This is a genomic window from Amedibacillus sp. YH-ame6 (genome assembly GCF_053848845.1).
Genome location: NZ_JBSPEZ010000001.1, coordinates 182,040 through 201,964, shown reverse-complemented (window position 1 = coordinate 201,964; position 19,925 = coordinate 182,040). Strand labels below are relative to the sequence as shown.

General features: G+C 34.3%; 15 protein-coding genes and 1 other RNA gene. 10 read left to right on the top strand and 6 right to left on the bottom strand.

Going from position 1 to position 19,925, the window contains the following annotated elements:
• The first annotated feature begins 7 nt into the window (after window positions 1–7).
• Window positions 8–463: an SsrA-binding protein SmpB gene (gene smpB / locus ACWG0P_RS01025; protein WP_455800090.1), complete on the top strand. Its 456-nt coding sequence runs from the start codon at window positions 8–10 to the stop codon at window positions 461–463.
• Window positions 464–516: 53 nt separating this feature from the next.
• Window positions 517–898: a transfer-messenger RNA gene (gene ssrA / locus ACWG0P_RS01020) on the top strand.
• 162 nt (window positions 899–1,060) lie between these two features.
• Here ssrA and ACWG0P_RS01015 read toward each other — a convergent pair.
• Both ACWG0P_RS01015 and ACWG0P_RS01010 read right to left on the bottom strand, forming a co-directional pair.
• A complete protein-coding gene (locus ACWG0P_RS01015) occupies window positions 1,061–2,029 on the bottom strand; it encodes an Abi family protein (protein ID WP_455800089.1) in 969 nt (322 codons plus the stop codon).
• Window positions 2,030–2,286: 257 nt separating this feature from the next.
• Window positions 2,287–3,060: a type I restriction enzyme HsdR N-terminal domain-containing protein gene (locus ACWG0P_RS01010; protein WP_455800088.1), complete on the bottom strand. Its 774-nt coding sequence runs from the start codon at window positions 3,058–3,060 to the stop codon at window positions 2,287–2,289.
• Between the two features lie 483 nt (window positions 3,061–3,543).
• Between ACWG0P_RS01010 and ACWG0P_RS01005 the strand changes: the two genes are divergently transcribed.
• The 5 genes from ACWG0P_RS01005 (at window position 3,544) to ACWG0P_RS00985 (ending at window position 9,340) form a co-directional block, all read left to right on the top strand.
• Window positions 3,544–4,017 (top strand): RNA polymerase sigma factor, encoded by a 474-nt coding sequence (locus ACWG0P_RS01005; RefSeq protein WP_455800087.1) that lies wholly within the window; start codon window positions 3,544–3,546, stop codon window positions 4,015–4,017.
• Window positions 4,001–4,954: a DUF4825 domain-containing protein gene (locus ACWG0P_RS01000; protein ID WP_455800086.1), complete on the top strand. Its 954-nt coding sequence runs from the start codon at window positions 4,001–4,003 to the stop codon at window positions 4,952–4,954. The genes ACWG0P_RS01005 and ACWG0P_RS01000 overlap by 17 nt, the downstream gene beginning before the upstream one ends.
• A gap of 142 nt (window positions 4,955–5,096) precedes the next feature.
• Complete coding sequence (locus tag ACWG0P_RS00995; RefSeq protein ID WP_455800085.1) at window positions 5,097–5,903, top strand: GNAT family N-acetyltransferase; 807 nt, start codon at window positions 5,097–5,099, stop codon at window positions 5,901–5,903.
• Window positions 5,904–6,045: 142 nt separating this feature from the next.
• On the top strand, window positions 6,046–7,548 hold the full coding sequence (locus ACWG0P_RS00990; RefSeq protein WP_455800084.1) for a response regulator transcription factor: 1,503 nt from the start codon (window positions 6,046–6,048) through the stop codon (window positions 7,546–7,548).
• The gene (locus ACWG0P_RS00985) at window positions 7,529–9,340 is read left to right on the top strand and encodes a cache domain-containing sensor histidine kinase (RefSeq protein ID WP_455800083.1); all 1,812 of its coding nucleotides are present in this window, start codon (window positions 7,529–7,531) and stop codon (window positions 9,338–9,340) included. The genes ACWG0P_RS00990 and ACWG0P_RS00985 overlap by 20 nt, the downstream gene beginning before the upstream one ends.
• A 57-nt stretch (window positions 9,341–9,397) precedes the next feature.
• On the opposite strand, the gene ACWG0P_RS00980 is transcribed toward ACWG0P_RS00985, so the two are convergent.
• From ACWG0P_RS00980 to ACWG0P_RS00965, 4 genes are all read right to left on the bottom strand, one after another.
• A complete protein-coding gene (locus ACWG0P_RS00980; RefSeq protein WP_455800082.1) occupies window positions 9,398–10,237 on the bottom strand; it encodes a carbohydrate ABC transporter permease in 840 nt (279 codons plus the stop codon).
• Window positions 10,227–11,144 carry a carbohydrate ABC transporter permease gene (locus ACWG0P_RS00975; RefSeq protein ID WP_455800081.1) on the bottom strand — a complete coding sequence of 306 codons (918 nt, stop codon included), beginning with the start codon at window positions 11,142–11,144 and terminating at the stop codon, window positions 10,227–10,229. Before ACWG0P_RS00975 ends, ACWG0P_RS00980 begins: the two co-directional genes overlap by 11 nt.
• 81 nt (window positions 11,145–11,225) lie before the next feature.
• The gene (locus ACWG0P_RS00970; RefSeq protein WP_455790187.1) at window positions 11,226–12,518 is read right to left on the bottom strand and encodes an ABC transporter substrate-binding protein; all 1,293 of its coding nucleotides are present in this window, start codon (window positions 12,516–12,518) and stop codon (window positions 11,226–11,228) included.
• A 95-nt stretch (window positions 12,519–12,613) separates the two neighbouring features.
• Window positions 12,614–13,726 (bottom strand): ABC transporter ATP-binding protein, encoded by a 1,113-nt coding sequence (locus ACWG0P_RS00965; protein ID WP_455800080.1) that lies wholly within the window; start codon window positions 13,724–13,726, stop codon window positions 12,614–12,616.
• Between the two features lie 280 nt (window positions 13,727–14,006).
• Between ACWG0P_RS00965 and ACWG0P_RS00960 the strand changes: the two genes are divergently transcribed.
• The 3 genes from ACWG0P_RS00960 to ACWG0P_RS00950 are packed head-to-tail and all read left to right on the top strand — an operon-like array spanning window position 14,007 to window position 19,820.
• Entirely contained in the window at window positions 14,007–16,988 is a 2,982-nt protein-coding gene (locus tag ACWG0P_RS00960) for a glycoside hydrolase family 2 TIM barrel-domain containing protein (protein ID WP_455800079.1), read from the top strand.
• 10 nt (window positions 16,989–16,998) lie between these two features.
• Window positions 16,999–19,194 (top strand): alpha-galactosidase, encoded by a 2,196-nt coding sequence (locus tag ACWG0P_RS00955; protein WP_455800078.1) that lies wholly within the window; start codon window positions 16,999–17,001, stop codon window positions 19,192–19,194.
• On the top strand, window positions 19,191–19,820 hold the full coding sequence (locus ACWG0P_RS00950) for a sugar O-acetyltransferase (RefSeq protein WP_455800077.1): 630 nt from the start codon (window positions 19,191–19,193) through the stop codon (window positions 19,818–19,820). The genes ACWG0P_RS00955 and ACWG0P_RS00950 overlap by 4 nt, the downstream gene beginning before the upstream one ends.
• Window positions 19,821–19,925 lie beyond the last annotated feature (105 nt).

The window sequence follows — 19,925 nt, the reverse complement described above, 5'->3', positions numbered from 1 at the left end:
GGTATGTATGAGTGGAAAAAAAATAATTGCCTCAAATCGAAAAGCTTCGCATGAATATTTTTTGGAAGATCGATTTGTTGCAGGGATTGAGTTGAAGGGAACAGAAATTAAATCTCTTCGACAGGGGCATGTACAACTAAAAGATGCATATATAAGTTTCACAGGAAATGAGGCATATGTTAAAGAAATGCACATTCTTGCGTATGAATATGGAAATCGATTCAATCATGATGAAACACGTATTCGAAAGTTGTTGTTGCATAAAAGTGAAATATTGAAGTTAGAACAGAAAGTAAAACTAAAAGGTTATACAATTATTCCAACTTCTATTTTCCTTGAAAAAGGTCTAGCGAAACTAGAAATAGCGTTAGCAAAAGGTAAAGATTTACACGATAAACGTAATGTACAAAAAGAAAAAGACGCAAAACGTGAAATCGAAAAAGCGATGAAGAACCGCTATTAAAATCATTGTAGTTTATCACACTTTGTGGTAAACTACATAATGTTCCTAGAACCGGGGGTGTCATGGTTTCGACAGGGATAAGTTTGGTATAGATTGCAGTCGAATGGTTACGTAATAACCAAATAAATTTAAACGGAAAAACTAAATTAGCTAACATCTTTGGTGGAAACCAGAGAATGGCTTTTGCTGCTTAATAACCAACAATAGGTTCGCAGCCGCCACGCTTCCCTTTCTCCTTTGATAGGAACGTGAGCGCTTAAGACACAAAGGATAAGGAAGTACTTATGTCTGAGGGGTACTTCATGAAAATCTAATCAGGCACCTCATTAGGAGCTGTTCATGGTTACCTAATGAAAATATGTCATGAACTAAACTGTAGACATCTATACGTGGGACTGTTTCTGGACAGGAGTTCGACTCTCCTCACCTCCACCAATAAAAAAGCAACCTCTTTGTTTGAAGGGGTTTTCTTATATTTTGTGAATATATACAATCAATTGGACACAGAATGGACACATTTTATTTTGTAAAGTTGAGCAAACAACTGATAGAATTAATGTACTTAGAAAGTTAAAGAAAAGGTAAACTTTCGTTTACCTAAGTTCTTTGATCTTGTTCTAGCTTATCTACTCTATACCAATCATTAGGAAAGCCTAAGGATTGTAAGATAACATTACATGAAATAGTTGTAAGTTTTTTATTAAGATTTCTAGCTCTAGTACGTATAGAATTATGCAATTGAGCATATTGGTTTTTTGTAAGTAGACAGCGCAATGCTATGAACACATTGTAAACATCCTGTCTTGGATCATTAGGAGAATTGATAAACTGAGAATGCAATTCTTTAATGTATGGGATATTTCTTTTGCATTTGAAATCAAGCAAACGGTTATTGTGAGCAACAATGTTTCTAACTTCTAAAAGATTATCTAGGATTACTGTGAGTTCACATACCTCTAAACGTAGGGGGTGTATCTCTAAATTTTGAGATAATAATTTACTAAATTCTTTTGCTACTTTATTTTGTTCAGATAAATTCATTCGTTTAAAGAAAACAACGATTTGACCCAATGACATATAGTTGCTCAATACCCAAAAGGGAACATTACCATGAAACTTTATATAGTGCTGAATAGAATTTTTAAAATCTTTGTTTTGATATTTACTGATTATGTTTGATAGATTCGTAATAAGTGGGGCGATTTTAAGAATATCTGTATTTCTATAGTTTGTAGCTATTAAATATGGATATGCTTGATCCTTGTGTGCTTCAGAAAAATAATAAGATATGATTGATTTTAAGTGTTTCTCTGCTTCTAATATATATTTGAATAATATACTTTTGACTTCTTTATCAAAAATATGTACTTGTGTAATTTCGTCGAAATTTGTATTAGTTTTAAACTCATCAGTTATTGAAGTAAAGAATTTCCCATAACTGTTAAGGATGTTGTAATAATTGTTCCTTAAAAGATATGTTTTTGCAGCATGTTCATCAGTAAATTCCAGCCCTCTACTTAGCAGTAGATTATATTGCTCATCTATTGTTTTGAATGGTTTAACCATCTTTTTCCTCCTTAAAAAAGTAAAACCCCTTTGCTAGAAAGGGGTTTACCGCAGATAGGTTCACTTAGAATTTCCTACCGCTATCGTATCCACATTCTAATTCAAAATTTAATCCTTGTCAATACTTATGCAAAAAAAGATCCTCTATCGAAGAGAATCTTTTCGCAGATAGGTTCACTTAGAATTTCCTACCGCTGCATTCTCAGTATACGCAATTTTAGTACTTTTATGTAGATATCTACCTTGTATTTTCTAGTTTATGACACTTTTTCTTTTTTTGCTTTTCTTATAGCTGAACGATTCATTCTACTTATTTTTTTCTTGGCTTCCTCAGCATTATCACCATCAGTGATTTCCCGCTTTAGTGTTTCTTGGGTAATAATATTGCTGATTTCTTCTTTGCTAGTTTTTAATTCTGGACATAGCTTTTTGAGCAATTTACGCACACAATCAGCAACAGTTTCATCTGTTAACAATTGCCCAATGACAAATCTATTCATGATTGATTTTTGTTCTTTTAAATCGTTAAGCGTGAATTTGGAGCTTTTTCGATTTCCCTCGATTGAAAGGTATGCGAGTATTTCTAAGTCAGTAGTATTTTTTGTGGATAACTCTAAGAAATCAAATTCAGCAATAAGTTTGTTTTCTACAGGTTGTGAAAACTCTATATTATATATTTGCCACTTGATGCCATTGGTTAATACAACCCATTCAATACCTTCATTAGCTGCGTAGTTTGTTGCTTGTCTGATAAAATCATTTTTAAGATTAAGACCAATTGCTTTACATTCTATTAAAAATTTTAATTTATCCTCTACTTTGATTGCTAAATCACAATATGTTTTCTTAATTGCATATTCAGAGGTGATATTTACAAGCTTTTCGTATCCGAAGACATGTTCCATTATGTCTGTAATTATAGTGACTGTATCACTTTCATTGATATCTGCATCGCGTGCTTTCTCCAAAATTTTTTTATACTTGCGCAAGCTTTTGGTGAATCTTTCTTTTGTTTTTTGATTGATATTCATTATTTTACCCTCCATTTGTATGTAAACATCTATAGATGTGTTTACAAAATTATCCCCAATGATGATCTTTGAAAAATTATATTATTCATTTCTATATTATTCATTTATTTTGATTCTTTTACGAGTGTTAATTGATAATTTGTTTAATATATCTACTGACATTTTATCATACTTTAATGAAGAACGGTATTCTTTTATATAATCACCACATCAGTCTGTAATCTATAGATTATGCGATTATCAAAATAGGAAGCTCTTAAAAAAAACTGATTATAGAGTAAAAGAATCAGGATTTAAGCAATGTAAGGTGAATTTTAATAATACATATTAAAAAAGAATATCGGTATGATTGAGACACGATTGCAGGTGAATGCTGGGCGTGATATGATAATGAAAAGAAAATTTTGAAAATAATTTTAAATAAACAATAAGTTTTGTAACGAAAGCGCAATATTTCATATACATTGATGAAGGGAGGAAATCATGATCTATACAAAAGAGGATTACTCACAGATTTATGAGCAATATGTGAAGGTCGTTTATGGTTTTCTCTTGAAGAAATGCCATGATAGATCAGTCGCAGAAGATTTAACACAAGACACCTTTCTTGTGGCTTTATCAAAATTAGACGCATATGATGGCACCTGTAAAATCAATACGTGGCTGTGTGGTATTGCAAATCGCCTATTGCTAAATCATTTTCAACAGAAACAACATCTCGAACTTAATGAAGATATCGAACAGCCACAAGTTGATTGGGATGCAGTAGGAACTTTAAAATTTATACATGATTTAGATGAGCCTTATCGAGAAGTTATGTATTTAAGATTGAGTGCGAATTTATCATTTGCACAAATCGGAGAAATCATGGAAAAGAACGAGAATTGGGCGAGAGTAACGTTCTATAGAGGAAAAACAAAAATTAAGGAGGCAATGAAAGATGAAGATACCTTGTAGTATAATTAAAGATTTGTTACCAAACTATATTGATAATTGTACAAGTGAAGAAAGTAACGTTTGTATAAAAGAGCATTTGGAAGGCTGTGAATCTTGTAAAGCACTTTATAATGAAATGAAAAAACCTTTGCCATATGAACAACAGGAGGAGATTAAATTTTTGAAGAAGATAAAGAAGCGCAATACGAATAAAATTATTCTTGCAGTATTTTTGACAATTGCACTATGTATATGTGGAATTCTAATAAAATCGTTTGTGATTGGGAGTAGAACAACGGATCTTACCATATCTGATATCCAATTAAAGAACAAGACAATCATTGCTTATGTATATCCTATGTCCACGAAAGATCGTATTTTTGATATGAAATTAGTAAGTGAAGGGGATGAACAATTTGTAAGTTATCAACGAGTTTTACCATCTGTTTTTCATAAAAATAATGATGTACAGCCAATAGAAATAAATATCGTAGACATAGAAGGATATTTGTTGTTGGGAGATTTTGTATTTGATAAAGATGGAAATGTCTATAATCGTATGGCATATGATTTATTCAAAAATAGAGTACCTTATGTCGGAGATGTTTCAGGAGTGCAAAAACTAATATCTATTGCATATTCAGATATTATCAATACTGGTTACGGATTAAAGTTAGATACCGATAAAGAACCATATTCTATGACTTTGACATTTGATGAAGATGCATCCTATTATGATTTTGAGGCTATGAAAAGTGTAGCAAATCTAGTACTAGCAAGTATTGATAATTGTAACAAAATGACGATTATAGTAGGTAGTAATAAATTTACGATTGAGAACTCAGTGAAGCCTAAAAATTTAAAAGAATTACAAAAGATGGTCATTGATTATAAGGTAGGTAAAGAATTCGTAGATTATGAAGCGTTACTAAAAAAAGAAGGTCTAACTTCTAAGTGAGCAGAAAGAGGCTATCGAGGAAAGGCTTTAACGATTAGAACATCAACATATTGATAAGTAAGGCTCTTGTGAAACATAAGAGCCTTTTTCTATAGAAAGCAAATGCAAAGTATGCTAAAATTTTCTGTAAGAGGTGAGATTTATGGAGTTATTACAAGCTAGTCTATCAGAATTAGAAGAAATAGTTGAATTAACGCAAGAATCTATTCGTAACACGTATCCAAAATACTATACAAAGGAAGTTGTTGATTTTTTTCTTGATTTGCATTCTCGAAAGAATATCGAAAAAGATATCCAATCTGGAACTGTGTATTATGTAAAAGTAAATGATGAACTTATTGGTACAGGAACATTTCAAGATAATCATATTCATCGATTATATATTGCATCTCATCATCAACGCAATGGTTATGGAACTTTCATTATGAATGAAATGGAGCATCAGATTGCTCAACATTATGAGGAAGCTTTTCTTGACTCCTCTCTTCCTGCATGTTTCCTTTATGAAAAGAATGGATATCAAAGTCTAGAACACTGTTTTCATGAACTAGCAAATGAGAAAATACTTGTCTATGAAATTATGCGGAAATATCTACATCAGACAACTCTAAAATTTAACTATGATGGGAAAGTATTTGTTCCTATTACAAATGCTGAAAATGGAGAAGTAGATGAACAAAGTATATTTACATATCATCAAAAAGGTACTTTATTTTGGGCAGAGTATCAAGGTGGTCATATACAATATGGTACGATGGTTGGTACGGTTGATGAAGAAGGACATATTGATTTTCATTATCAACATGTGAACCTACAAAATGAAGTGCGAATCGGAAGATGTCACAGTACACCTACAATAGATAACAATGGTAAAATCGTGTTATCAGAAGAATGGGAATGGTTAAATGGCGATCTTTCCAAAGGAACATCAACTCTTATTGAAAGATAACTTTAGAAAGCGAGAAAATCGCTTTTTTTCTTTATAAAATCAGAGGAAATATTTGCTTATAGGGAACTATGCATGCTATGATATTGAGAGATATAACATTACTTTATGCACTACAAGGAAACATATAGAAGAGGGCAAATGAATGGAAGAAAGATTTTGTAAAGTACTGATCGTAGATGATGAATTTATTATTCGCCAAGGAATTTCTTATATGATGAATTGGGAAAATGAAGGCTTTAAAATTGTCGCAGAAGCATCCAATGGAGAAGATGCTCTAACAAAAATAGAAGAGTTTCATCCAGATATCGTGGTAAGTGATATCGTGATGCCAAAGATGGATGGGATGGAGTTAACCAAAATTATACGAGAAAAGTATCCAGATATTCGCGTGATTATTTTGAGTAGTTATAGTGAGTTTGATTATGTACGAAATACATTCCAATATGGAGCAGTGGACTATATTTTAAAGCCTACTTTAAGCCCTGAAAGTATTCTGCAAGCATTGAAAAATGCTGCCTCACAAATTAACGGAATGGTATTGCATAATGCACAGTTTGATCAAATTAATGGGCCCTTAACCCAATATATTTTGGGATATGTCGATGAACTCCCTAAAGAAGATATCCAAAGTTTTTTTCACGATAACAATTATATTCTTGTGGCGACCAACATTGCCTTCCATCTCGATAAAAAAGAAATACGAAATTTTTTCCAAGTGCAACTTGAACAAGTACCAAATACACATGCTTGTTCTATGTTGGTAAATGAAGAAGTCTTACTATGTATTTATTCCTATGCGCAAGAGGAAGTTGCTTCTCTTCATCAAAACATACGCAAAGAATTGAGTGGAAAAGAGCTTTGTTTTTTAAGTGAACCTTTCTATCGCATAGAAGACATCCGTGAACTTTATCATAAGCAAATTGTTCCAGCATTAAAGAATCGTTTTTACTTGAAGAATCAAAATTTGGTATCTTTAAATATGCAAATTGCGAAAGAAGGGGAGTTGGAGCGTTTTGATAATCGAACGTTCGCTGGATTATTATCCTCTTTGCATTTGAGTGAAGCCATGGATATTTTTTATACATATGTAATGAGCGACTTACAGGCTCGTAGAGATGAATTTGAAATCAAGACATTTGCATGTAATAAATTATACAACTTCATATCTGTTTTAGAAGAACGTGATTTCAATGAAAAGAGTATTCGTTATTTCAAACTAGATTGTTTAAGTAAACTAGAATCGGCACCATATATGGAGGATTTTCAGAAGGAATTAAAGCAAATCTATGATGATTTTCAAATCATCATTACAAATTATGAACTGGAATCTAATCAAGCAATGATCAATCGTATGATGAAGTATGTATACGATCATTACGATGAAGCTTTGACGCTAAATGATTTAGCACAGAAGTTTAATTTTAGTTATCAGTATTTATCTAGCTATTTTAGTAATCGCACGGAGAAGACGTTCATTGAATACCTTAATGAAATTCGTATTGATCATGCGGCAGCATTCTTAAAAGAACAAGACTTGCCAATTTCTGATATTGGAATAAAAGTGGGATATTCCGATCATAGTTATTTCTGTAAAGTCTTTAAGAAATATAAAGGAATGACACCAAGTGAATATCGAAAACACTAAAGGCTGTAAGAATCGTTTAAAACAGTGGATTTCCCACAATTCGCTGTTTTTTAAGATTATTTCCATAGTTGTACTAGCTATGGTAACGGTAAGTATTGCCATCAGTATGATATTGGTATACATATCGGATGAGGTTTATGTGGAAACATATAGCCACGCAAATAATAAAATCATTTCGCAAATTAGTAATGAATATTATTTCCTACATGAAGATGTTATGGAAATACTAGGCACATGTGGAACGTCAACGGATGTAAAAAATTATATGAGTGATGAGCCAATGACTCCACAAAGTGAGGCAGAAGTAGTATATCGTCTTACGAAGAGCTTAAAAAATACAAGTATGATAGGTACGGACCTTTCTAGTAATTTATTGTTGGTTGGAAAGAATGGAAAAACATATTTTCAAAACAATGCGGGTATGGTGGATCCATACGAAACGATATTAAATAGTGAACTTGTAAAGAATGCAATTGCATATGGAAAAGAAGTAATTTATCAATATGATAAAGATGGCTTTACTAGTAATTTAAAAGATACGGGTGTTATCCATGTGATAAAAATAATTTATGATGATAACCGTAATGTGCTTGGAATGGCAGATGTAATGATTAAGCAAAGTGATTTCTCTAGTATTTATGATTCGTTGATTGATGAAGCAAATAATAACCTTTATATCATAGATGAACAAAATATGGTGCTCTCATCCAATATAACGAAACAAAACGGGACACAGTTAAAGAACTATCATGCCCAGGCAAACAAACTAATTGAAAATAAAGAAACTTTGATTCGTAATGTAGAGAACGAAGAGAAGTACACCTTATTGGCAAAGGATATGTATTTTAATGGATTGCGTATCATAAGCGTCATCAATGAATCACAATTTGTAGGCAAAGTGAATCGTATATCTACTGTATTTTATATGTGTTTATTCATTGTCGCAATCATGGTGATACTGGTGTTCTTGTTTATTAAGAAAGCAATGAACCCGATTCATCTCATCAGTGATAAGATGCAGTTTATTACAAAAGGTGACTTTTCCAATCACATTGATGTGAAAGGAAGCGGGCAAGTTCGTGAGTTAGAAGAGACCTATAACTATATGCTGGATGGATTGAATAGTTATGTCGATGAACTCATGCGAATAGAAGAGGAAAAACGTTTGAGTGATATCCATGCATTACAGATGCAAATCAATCCTCATTTTATCTATAACACGCTTACTTCTATCAAGTTTCTTGTGTGGAAGGGCGATAAAGAAAAAGCAACCGCAACCATTGATGCCTTCATACAATTGTTGAGGATGACCATAGGAAATCAAAAAGAAAGTATTACATTAGAAGAAGAAATTCACAATGTGGAGAACTATATAAAAATTCAACAAACACGATATGGTGATCATATCAAGCACCGCTTGTTTATTGATGTGGATGCGAAACAGTACTATGTACCTAAGATGTTGATTCAACCATTTATTGAGAACTCCTTCATTCATGCATTTGATGATAGCACAAGTGGTGTTATTGATGTATATGCGAAAATATTACGCCATCAATTGGTAATTGAGATCATTGATAATGGATGTGGAATGGGTGTAACCCAAGTGGATGAACTCCTACAGGTCAAAGATAAGGATCGCCGATTCAGTGGTATTGGAATTCAAAATGTGGACGCACGTATCAAATTGTTGTATGGAAAAGATTACGGTGTCAACATATCGAGTGCTTGGCAAAAGGGTACTATCGTTACGATTACATTACCTGTAATGGAACAAATACAGGACATATGAATGAATATTACTTCATGAAAAAAGCTGTCAATCTGACAGCTTTTTTGGATACTATGTTTATTTAACAGAACCAATCATTCCTTCTACGAATTGTTTCTGCATCACGAAGAATATGATTGCCGTTGGAATCGTTGCTAGTACAATACCGCACATAATCATACCATAGTTAGGGGTGTAAGATGCACCCATCGCAGATAGAACAAGTGGGAGTGTTCTGTTCTCTGGAGTCTGAATAGTGATCAAAGGCCATAAGTAGTTATTCAGACTATTCATAAAGGTAATGATTGCGGCCGCTGCATACGTGTTCTTGATGGTTGGCATAAAGATTTTAAAGAAAATGCCAACTTCACTAACACCATCGATCCTTGCTGCTTCTACCATATCTTTTGGAAAGGATTTTACATTCTGTCGGAAGAAGAAAATCAAAAATGCAGTAGAAACAGTGGGTATGATAATTGAGAAGAATGTGTCGATTCCCATAAATTGAAACGGAGTAGAGGAGAGAGAAGAGAACATTCTAAATAGTGGAATCATGAGTGCTGCGAAGGGAACCATCATAGATAAGAGAAGAAAGTTGAAGAGACGATCTCTTGCTTTGGTCCGATAAATTTCAAACCCATAACCAGCCGCACTACAAATCAATAAGGCGAGAAGTGTGGTGATAATGGCGATAATAGAAGAGTTGAGGAAGGCTCTTCCAAAGTCTAGATCAGAGGAGAACAATGCTTTCATATTGTTCACAAATTCAGAACCAAAACTCATGACACCGCTTGTGATGTCTAATGTAGAATTTGTCATACCAATAATCATCCATAAAAATGGGAATAAAGATATGGCAGACAACAAGCTTAGAAGTACATATTTTACAACACGTCCTATAGGGAGTTTATTTTTCATGTTTGTCGCCTCCTACTTTCATCTGAATCATAGATAAGATTACAATGGCAATTACAATTACAAAGGATACAGCTGCAGCATATCCGAAGTTTGGTGAGTATTTGAAACTTAGGTTATAGATATACTGAGATAGTGTTAAGGTTGCATTTGCTGGTCCTCCACCTGTGATGTTCACAACTTCATCAAAGAGCTGGAGGGTACCAATAGTAGATGTAATGGTAGTAAATAGAATGATTGGTTTTAACATAGGAACTGTGATTTTAAAGAACTTGGTAACTGCACTAGCTCCATCGATATCGGCAGCTTCATAAATAGAAGGGTCGATATTTTGTAGACCTGATAAATAAAAGATCATATTGTATCCTGTCCATCTCCATGTAATCGCAATAATAATGAGCACTTTTGCCCAGAATGGATCCGTTAGCCACATAATAGGCTCTTGTATCAGATGGAGATTCATCAAGATTTGATTGATACTTCCATCTACGGAGAACATTCCTTTCATAATAATGGAGTAGGCTACAAGGGAAGTGATGCATGGTAGGAATACCGCGGTACGAAAGAACCCCTTGCATTTTAATTTCTTATCATTTAAGGCAACTGAAATGACGAGTGAAAATAAAATCATAATAGGTACCTGAATGACCAAATATAATACTGTATTCGTTGCGGCTTTTATAAAGGTTGTATCATTAAAAAGCCTTAGGTAGTTATCAAATCCAACAAATTTCATATTGTTGGAGAATCCTGATTGTAGTGAGGTGATAAATGCTTGTATCATTGGTAGAAATACAAGAACTGAGATAAGAATGGTAGATAATGTCACAAACATCCATCCCACTCGATTTTCTTTTCCACTAAGACGAGCATTGGATTTACTCACTACTTTCATTAACATTTGCTTCATATAAACCCATTCTCCTTTCAAAATGAATGGTCGCTTTCTACTTTAGCGGAAAACGACCATCTATTTACTTAAAAGCTTTTGTTATTTAACGATAGCGCCTTCAGCATTTTGCTGAGCAGTTTTTAATGAAGAATCTATATCTGCACCATTTACTACGGCTTGTACAGATTCTGTTAGAATATCTTCAATTGCATATGTGTGAAGTCCATAGTTTACACTTGGAATCATTTCAGACCATGCAGAGAAGTTTTCAAAGATTTTCTGATTTGAGAAGAATTCACTTTCTGCTTTATAGTTTTCAGTTTCAGCAGCAGGAATATACGTACTTACTAAGTTGATGTCTTTTGCTAATGTGTTCATCAAGTCTTTGCTTGTAGCGAATGTCTTAGATAAGAAGTCTTTTGCAGTATCTGCACCAGCAACGTTCTTTAAGACATACCATCCGCCACCACCGATGCTTGATGCGTTAACAGAGGATTTTACATCAGCCAATCTTGGAAGAGGCGCAATACCCCATTTACCTGATTGATCTGCAGTTTTCATAATTGAGCTACCAATCCAGCATCCTGTAGGAACACTCGCAACATTTCCTTTTTGGAAAGCACCTACGAAAGAATCCCAATCCGCAACTTGTTCAACGATACCAGAATCGATTAATTTTTTGTATACTGTAATTGCTGATTTTAAAGCTTCATTGTTTTCGATATCAACAGTTTCACCGTCTTCTTTAACATACCATGAACCTGCAGATTGTAACATCATACGAATTTGTCCTAAATCACTTGGATCAAGAGTTAACATCGCATGACCTGTTTTTTCTTTCACTGCTTTTCCTATTTCAATATATTCATCCCAAGTGATATTTTCCATATCTTTTGCAGTATAGCCTGCTTGTTCGATATAGTCTAAACGATAGAATAAACCAGCTACACCACTATCAAATGGTAATCCATAAATCTTATCATCAATACTATTTACCGCAAATTTGTAATCCATGAAATCCTCTTTTTTCACGATGTCTGTTAATTCGGAGAATTCTTCTGGATATGCAGTTAAATAGTTTTGGATACGATAGTCTTCAATTAAAACGATATTTGGTAAACCATCAGTTTTTCCTGAAGATAAGCTCGTATTCAATTTTTGAATTATGTCATCCTGTGCCATGGTAACGATTTCTACTTCTAAATCCGCATTGTCTTTCTTATAAAGATCTGCAGCGTCTTTGGCTGCCTTGATGTTGAAGGTATCATCCCATGCCCAAATCGTAATCTTGTCAGTCTTTGCTTCTTTTGGCTCATCACTTCCACCACAAGCGGTCATGGTCAATGCCATACCAGCACATAGAAGTCCAGCACATAGTTTTTTTAATCTCATACAAATCTCCTTTCTATTGTATTGTTATGAGTTTTTCATTCCCTTACTTCATTCCTTGTATTGTTATATATCACCTTCCTATTATAGCAAACTATTTATCTTAAAATAGCTTTTTCACTGTCCATATCAAACAAATGAATCTTATTCTTATCAATTCCTACACTTAAGGTATCACCCGTATTCATTTTTACTCTTGCCGGGGTTCTTAAGATATTGGTTCGATTATATTTATTGAAATATAAGTTCATTTCAGCACCTAGCATTTCTACTAAATCCACTTCTATTTCAAACTGTGAATCTGGATAAGTTTCTTTGATTGTTTCTTCCACATGTAAGTCTTCTGGTCGTACACCTAAGTAGACTTTCTTACCAACGTATTGTTCAAAGTTGTTCATGGTAATCAATCCAGAAGGGATTATAAATCGACTTCCTTCAAAATTTACTAAGTACTCATCTTTTTCTCTTTCAATAGTGCACTCAAACATATTCATTTGAGGGGAACCAATGAAACTTGCGACAAACATATTGTTTGGTTTTGCGTAAAGGTTTTGAGGTGTATCGATTTGTTGAATAACACCATCCTTCATAACCACAATACGATCTGCCATAGTCATTGCTTCTGTTTGATCATGTGTTACATATACGAAGGTAGTTTGTAATCGTTGATGAAGCTTTGATATTTGTGAACGCATCTCTGTTCTAAGTTTTGCGTCAAGGTTGCTAAGTGGTTCATCCAGTAAGAATACTTCCGGATCTCGAACCATCGCACGCCCTAAGGCAACACGTTGACGTTGACCTCCTGATAAAGCTTTTGGTTTACGTTTTAGGTAAGGTTCCAAATCCAAAATCTTTGCGGCCTCCATTACCTTTTGATCAATCACCTCTTTATCAATCTTTCTTTGCTGAAGACCGAATGCCATGTTTTTATATACATTCATATGAGGATATAATGCATAGGTTTGAAATACCATTGCGATATCACGATCTTTTGGTGCGACATTGTTCATTACTTTATCACCAATGGTTAATTCACCTCCACTGATGCTTTCCAATCCTGCTATCATACGAAGAGTGGTACTCTTTCCACAACCACTAGGACCAACCAGAACCATAAATTCTTTATCTTTAATTTCTAGATTCAGATTTTCAATGACTTTGACATTTCCGTCATATACTTTTGATACATTGGATAATACGATGCCTGCCATCTTCTATCCTCCTTTCCATGTAGGCATGTCTTATTGGACATTGCCCGCTGTTTACAATGCGATAATACCAATGCTTGAAAGCGCTGTCAATGCAATTTCTGGATGCTAGTTAAATCTTTTTAGAATCTTAAAAATTTACCAATTCCATTCTAAAGTATCTTAAAATTGTCTTAGTCATACCTAAAATATTACAAGCGCTCTATCTTCTTTAAATGGTAGAATAGAAGCAAAGTAGTACAAGTGAACTTTGTGGAAATAGACAAAGGCTAGGAGAGAACATATGAATATAGAACTATATGATGTATTAGAAAATCCAGAGATTTTTCAGCTTCATCGCTTACCTGCGCACAGTGATCATATAAGCTATAAAAATCATGAAGATATGCGTACAGAAGAATCTAGTTTTCATCAAACTTTAAATGGCACATGGTTATTTTCTTATGCACAGTGTCCAGAGGAACGCATAAAAGATTTTTATAAAGAAGAGGTTGATTGTACAAATTTCAAAACAATAGAAGTTCCTGGCCACATACAATTACAAGGGTATGATCGACCACACTACACAAATACAATTTATCCATGGGATGGACAAGAGGATTTACGACCGCCACATGTTTCAAAAGAGTATAATCCAGTAGGGAGTTATGTACGATTTTTTGATATTGATGAATCGTTCAAAGAAAAAGATTTACGTCTTTGTTTTCATGGTGTAGAATGTGCCTTCTTTGTTTGGGTGAACGGTGAATTTGTTGGATATAGTGAAGATAGCTTTACACCTTCTGAATTTGATATCACCAACGTTGTGAAAGAACAAGGGAATAAATTAGCTGTGGAAGTTTATAAAAGAAGTAGTGCAAGTTGGTTAGAGGACCAAGATTTTTGGCGTTTTTCAGGAATCTTTCGTAAAGTAGAACTCATTGCGGTTTCAAAGCTACATGTAGATGATATCTTTGTCAAAACAGATGTAAATGATACTTATGATGCCGCTGATATAAATATAGAAATGAAGATGGTAAACAAACAAGAAGGCTATGTTCGTGTCATTGTAGTAGACGGGGAAAAGAGAGAACTGTATTGTGAGAATATGGATGCGCATTCGATTATGCATGTTTCCATTCCTGTATCAAAGCCACATCTATGGAGTGCGGAGTGTCCTTATTTGTATGATCTTATCATTGAGTGTTATTTAATGGATGGCACATTGGTTGAAGTAAATAAGCAACGTGTTGGTATACGTCGTTTCGAATTGATCAATGGAATCATGTGTATCAATGGGAAACGTATTATATTTAAAGGCGTTAATCGTCACGAATTTAGTGCGGACAAAGGAAGATGCATATCTTATGAAGATATGTTGTTTGATATAAAATTTATGAAGCAGTTTAACTTAAACGCAGTACGAACTTCTCATTATCCAAATCAAAGTGAATGGTATTCTTTATGCGATGAGTATGGAATTTATGTAATGGATGAAACGAATTTAGAAAGCCATGGATCTTGGCAAAAATTAGGAAAAGTAGAACCATCTTGGAATGTACCGGGAGATCATAAAGAATGGTTAGAAGCTTGCTTGGATCGTGCTCAAAGTATGTTGCAGCGTGATAAGAATCATCCATCTATTCTTATTTGGTCTTGTGGAAATGAATCCTATGCTGGAACCGTAATAGAAGAAATGGGAAATTACTTCCGTCGTAAAGATCCAACACGACTCGTACATTATGAAGGTGTTTTCCACAATCGTGCCTTTGATCACATTAGTGATATGGAAAGTAGAATGTATGCTAAAGCAAAAGAAATCGAAGAATACTTATTAAAAGATCCTAAAAAACCATACATCAGTTGTGAGTATATGCATGCGATGGGGAATTCCTTAGGTGGAATGGATGAATACACCGCATTGGAACGATATCCGATGTATCAAGGTGGATTTATATGGGATTATATTGATCAAGCCCTGTACAAACCAGATCATACATTAGCTTATGGTGGAGATTTTGATGATCGACAAAGTGATTATGAGTTCTGTGGAGATGGCATTATATTTGCGAATCGTAAAATATCTCCAAAAGCATATGAAGTAAAATATCTATATCAAAATTTCGATATTCAAATAGAGGATCATCAAATTCATATCACAAATAAGAATTTGTTTGAAAATTTAGATGCTTATGAAGTATGCATTTCCTTGAAGAAAGAAGATGAAATCCTACAGGAACAACATATTCAAGTACAAGCCAAACCACAAGAATGTGTGACCTTAGAGTATGCTTGTAGTAACGTTGAAGAAGCTGGAAACTATACAAGAAATGTATCTATCCGATTGCGTGAAGATACCCTTTGGGAAACAAAAGGATATGAAGTTGCCTATGCTCAACAAGCGTATACAATCGAAAAACAATACGAGAAAGAAGAGAGTGAACGACGTGTTGTTGTTGGAGATGGAAATATTGGCGTATACTGTAAAGATTTGTATGTAATGTTTTCTATGACTATTGGAATGGTATCTTTATGTAAAGATCAACGTGAACACATTGATCGTTTTGTTAAACCTATATTTTGGCGAGCTATGAGTGATAATGATCGTGGAAATGGATTACCATTCACATCTTCGATGTGGGCAGGCGCACACATGTTCTCTAAATGCCAAATGATTTCTGCAGATGTGGAGCATGCCATCTTTACCTATATTCATGAGTTACCAACAGAACCTAAAACCAATGTATATGTAACGTATCAAGTAAGAAAAGATGCGAGTATTCATGTAAGTTATCGCTACGAAGGAAAAGAAGGTTTACCAGATATGCCTCTTTATGGTATGGGATTCCGTTTGAAAAAGGAATTGATGGAAACACAGTATTATGGTGCAGGGCCTCAAGAGAATTATCGTGATCGTAACCAAGGCGCAAAAATAGGAGTATATTCATGTCCTGTTCAAGAACATATGACACCTTATTTGTTGCCACAAGAGTGTGGGAATCATACCAAAGTAAGATGGCTACGTGTTTTAAATCAAGAAGGACATGGTGTTCAATTTCAAAGCGATTCAGATTTTGAATTTAGTGCACTTCCATATACAACGATGGATATTGAAAATGCTATGCACGCAAATGAATTACCATCCGTAACTTCTACACATGTGAAAATTATGAAAGCACAAATGGGAGTTGGTGGAGATGATAGTTGGGGAGCACCTGTGTTACCTCCATATCATATATCAGGACAAGAGGATCATGAGTTTTCATTTGTCGTAAAACTCATTTAGGAGGAACCTTATGGCTATATATTATCAAGAAGATCAAAAGATATTTCATTTATTAACTAAGCATAGCGCATATCGTATGCAACTCAAAGAAGATGGTTACCTAGCGCATGTATATTGGGGAAAACGAACTCATTTTAAAGAAAATAGTCAAGAGATACTCCATAGAGATCGTGGGTTCTCTCCCAATCCAACGTTTGGAAAACGCGCATTTTCATTGGACACTCTACCTCAAGAATATCCACAATATGGAAATGGTGATTTCCGTAGTTGCGCATATCAAATAGAAGATGAAAATGGTTGTCGTATGAGCGATCTTCGCTATATGCGTCATGAAATTTATCAACGAAGAAAACCTCTCCATCAACTTCCTCATGTATATGAAGATACAAAAGGGGAAGTAGAAACATTAGAAATCATAATGTATGATACAGTACTTCAATTAGAAGTAGTGTTACAATACCATGTGTTTGAAGAAAAAGATATATTTACAAGAAGCACACAATTTATAAATAAAGGAACCAATTCCATTTCTTTATTGCGAGCACTGAGTATGAATGTGGATTTACGAAGAGATGATCTTGAGGTGGTTAGTTTATATGGTTCACATAATAATGAGAGAAATTATGAACGTAGAAAGCTCTCTCATGATCGAACAGTCATAGAAAGTACAAGAGGAGCAAGTTCTCCTCATCATGCACCATTTGTAGCCTTAGCCCAAGAGCACGCGAGTGAACATCATGGTGAGATATACGCTTTGCATTTTGTATATAGTGGAAGTTTTCAGATTAATATCGAACAAGATGTTTTGCATACAACAAGGGTCAATATGGGGTTACATCCATTTGATTTTACATGGTTGTTAACTGCAGGAGATTCTTTTCAAACACCTGAGGTGATACTTGCCTATAGTGATCAAGGAATGAATGGAATTTCTAAGATATTGCATAGGGTGTATCGTAATAATGTGTGCCGTGGTACATTGAAACATAAGCCACGTCCAATTTTAATAAACAATTGGGAAGCGACATATTTTGATTTTAATGAAAAGAGCTTGTTGGCACTTGCGAAGAAAGCAGCGAGCTGTGGCATTGAATTGTTTGTGCTAGATGATGGATGGTTCAAAAATAGGAATAGTGATACAACCTCATTAGGAGATTGGATTTGTGATGAAAAGAAAATACCACATGGATTAGGTGCGCTTGCAAAAGAAATTAATGATATGGGCTTGTTGTTTGGTATCTGGGTAGAACCAGAAATGGTAAGTGTTGATAGTGATCTCTATCGAAGTCATCCAAAGTATTGTATACAAGCTCCAAGTCGCAATCATACATTTGGTCGTGATCAATTGGTTTTGGATATGAGCCGTGAAGATGTACGTGATTATGTATTTGATGCATTATGTAAAGTGTTTGATAGTGCGAATATCGCTTATGTGAAATGGGATATGAACCGACATATTTGTGATTGGTATAGCGAAGCATTGCCAGTGAATCAACAAAAAGAATTAGCACATCGTTACATTTTAGGTCTATATGACTTGATGGAACGTTTGGTTTCTCGCTATCCTAATATACTATTTGAAAGTTGTTCAAGTGGTGGCGGTCGTTTTGATCCAGGTATGTTATACTATATGCCTCAAACGTGGACAAGTGATAATACGGATGCGATATGTCGAAGTCATATTCAATATACGACATCCTTTATGTATCCCCTAATTACGATGGGATCTCATGTCTCAGCATCTCCGAATGAACAAGTTGGTCGAATGACGCCATTGGCGACAAGAGGCAATGTTGCGATGTTTGGCAATCTAGGATATGAACTTGATTTACTAAAATTATCTTCATCAGAAATTGAAGACATAAAGAAACAAGTAGAAGAATATAAAGAAATTCGTAATTGTATACAGTTTGGAAACTTATATCGTATATCGAATCCTTTTGAAAAAGAGTATATGGCAATGAACGTTGTGAGTGAAGATGGGAAAGAAGCACTTCTGCTATATGTTAAAATGTTATCAAAACCCAACGCAGCATATGATATCGTTCGTTGGATTGGTCTTGAAGAAGATGCAGTATATGAAGATGTTCATACAAAGAAGCAGTATTATGGAGACCAATTGATGTATGCCGGAAGTAGCATAGCGTATGTACCATTAGATTTCTATAGTAAAATCATTCACTTGAGGAAGGTGGAACAATCATGAAAATAGAAGATATCATGGAACAAGGATATTTGTATACAGATTATGGAGATGGCAAACAACATTTAGAAGATCAACGGCTACAATGTCAAGAATTGTTGTATGATTATAATGCGACCCGACCTAGTGAAGTTACTCAACGTAAAGAACTGTTGGGAAAACTATTAAAAGAGAGTGGGAAAGGTTGTTGGATAGAACCTCCATTCAAATGTGCGTATGGAAATCGTATTCACATTAAGGATTATTTTTATTCCAACTTCAATCTTGTGATTGTGGATGATGTAGATGTATACATTGGAAATCATGTTATGTTTGCGCCTAATGTTTGCATTACTACAACAGGACATCCAATCGCACCTTCTTTACGTAAGAAAGGAATACAGTTTTCTTCTTCCGTGTATATCGAAGATGATGTTTGGGTAGGAAGTAATAGTATTATCTTACCTGGTGTACATATTGGAAAAGGAAGTGTCATAGGGGCAGGTAGTGTAGTTACGCATGATATTCCAGAAGGTGTAGTTGCTTATGGTTCTCCATGTAGAGTGATTCGTCCAATCACTTCCCAAGATGATAAAATGTATTTTAAAGACAAAGAAGTAGTCGCAAGTCCACAATGGGCATATAAATGATAGAAGAACTTTCTATCATTTTTTTTGCAAAGCTAACTTGACATAAAATGCAAAGTATACTATACTTTATTTGCAAAGCATACTTTGCAGTATGTGTAGGTGATG

Excerpts from the sequence above, each read along its gene's own strand:
- ACWG0P_RS00980 (WP_455800082.1), bottom strand. The coding sequence starts at position 10,237 with ATGAAAAATAAACTCCCTATAGGACGTGTTGTAAAATATGTACTTCTA.
- ACWG0P_RS01015 (WP_455800089.1), bottom strand. The coding sequence starts at position 2,029 with ATGGTTAAACCATTCAAAACAATAGATGAGCAATATAATCTACTGCTA.
- ACWG0P_RS01000 (WP_455800086.1), top strand. The coding sequence starts at position 4,001 with ATGAAGATACCTTGTAGTATAATTAAAGATTTGTTACCAAACTATATT.
- ACWG0P_RS01005 (WP_455800087.1), top strand. The coding sequence starts at position 3,544 with ATGATCTATACAAAAGAGGATTACTCACAGATTTATGAGCAATATGTG.
- ACWG0P_RS00960 (WP_455800079.1), top strand. The coding sequence starts at position 14,007 with ATGAATATAGAACTATATGATGTATTAGAAAATCCAGAGATTTTTCAG.
- ACWG0P_RS00955 (WP_455800078.1), top strand. The coding sequence starts at position 16,999 with ATGGCTATATATTATCAAGAAGATCAAAAGATATTTCATTTATTAACT.
- ACWG0P_RS00950 (WP_455800077.1), top strand. The coding sequence starts at position 19,191 with ATGAAAATAGAAGATATCATGGAACAAGGATATTTGTATACAGATTAT.
- ACWG0P_RS00970 (WP_455790187.1), bottom strand. The coding sequence starts at position 12,518 with ATGAGATTAAAAAAACTATGTGCTGGACTTCTATGTGCTGGTATGGCA.
- ACWG0P_RS00965 (WP_455800080.1), bottom strand. The coding sequence starts at position 13,726 with ATGGCAGGCATCGTATTATCCAATGTATCAAAAGTATATGACGGAAAT.
- ACWG0P_RS01010 (WP_455800088.1), bottom strand. The coding sequence starts at position 3,060 with ATGAATATCAATCAAAAAACAAAAGAAAGATTCACCAAAAGCTTGCGC.
- smpB (WP_455800090.1), top strand. The coding sequence starts at position 8 with ATGAGTGGAAAAAAAATAATTGCCTCAAATCGAAAAGCTTCGCATGAA.
- ACWG0P_RS00995 (WP_455800085.1), top strand. The coding sequence starts at position 5,097 with ATGGAGTTATTACAAGCTAGTCTATCAGAATTAGAAGAAATAGTTGAA.
- ACWG0P_RS00990 (WP_455800084.1), top strand. The coding sequence starts at position 6,046 with ATGGAAGAAAGATTTTGTAAAGTACTGATCGTAGATGATGAATTTATT.
- ACWG0P_RS00975 (WP_455800081.1), bottom strand. The coding sequence starts at position 11,144 with ATGAAGCAAATGTTAATGAAAGTAGTGAGTAAATCCAATGCTCGTCTT.